Raw genomic sequence first — 714 nt, 5'->3', positions numbered from 1 at the left:
CTCGTTCCTGGTGACCAACACCGGCAACGTGACCGTGACGGACCCCCGTGTCGATGAGGGCAAGTTCACCGGCACCGGTCAGCTTGCGCCGATCGACTACCCGGCCACGGTCACCCTGCAGCCGGGTGAATCGGTCACCTACACCACCACGTACGTGGTGACGCAGGCCGACGTTGACTCCGGAGAGCTGTCGAACACCGCCACCGCGACCGGCAACACGCCCCCGGGGACGGACATCCCGCCGACCCCGCCGTCGACGGTCGTCGTGGTCACCGACCCGAAGCCGGCACTGACGGTCGTGAAGACCGCCGACGTGACGAAGATCACCACGGTGGGGCAGAAGGTGACGTACTCGTTCCTGGTGACGAACGCCGGCAACGTGACCATCACCAACCCGACTGTCAAGGAAGGCGACTTCTCCGGCCACGGCAAGCTGTCTGCAGTCACCTGCCCGTCGCATGACGACATCACGCTCGAGCCCGGTGACACCGAGATCTGCACCGCCACCTACACGGTGGTGGCCGCGGACCTCGCCGCAGGCGCCGGGAAGCTCACCAACACCGCCACGGTGACCGGTGACCTGCCCGGCGGTGGGTCGCTGACCTCCGACCCGTCGACCTCGACGGTGACCCCGGACCCGCCGGCGACCCCGATCGCAGCGGGCACCCCGCCGCGTCCGGGCCAGCTCGCCTTCACCGGTACGGAGCTCGTCGG

Annotated in this window: 1 protein-coding gene; it reads left to right on the top strand. The window is 68.9% G+C overall.

Going from position 1 to position 714, the window contains the following annotated elements:
- Positions 1-28: 28 nt before the first annotated feature.
- Positions 29-714: DUF7507 domain-containing protein (locus tag ACTJKO_RS17410; RefSeq protein ID WP_440690630.1), on the top strand; the 686-nt coding region annotated here is incomplete at its 3' end.

The sequence above is a fragment of the Curtobacterium sp. 22159 genome (assembly GCF_052045775.1).
Lineage (GTDB): Bacteria > Actinomycetota > Actinomycetes > Actinomycetales > Microbacteriaceae > Curtobacterium.
This window is presented reverse-complemented; position numbering and strand designations above follow the sequence as displayed.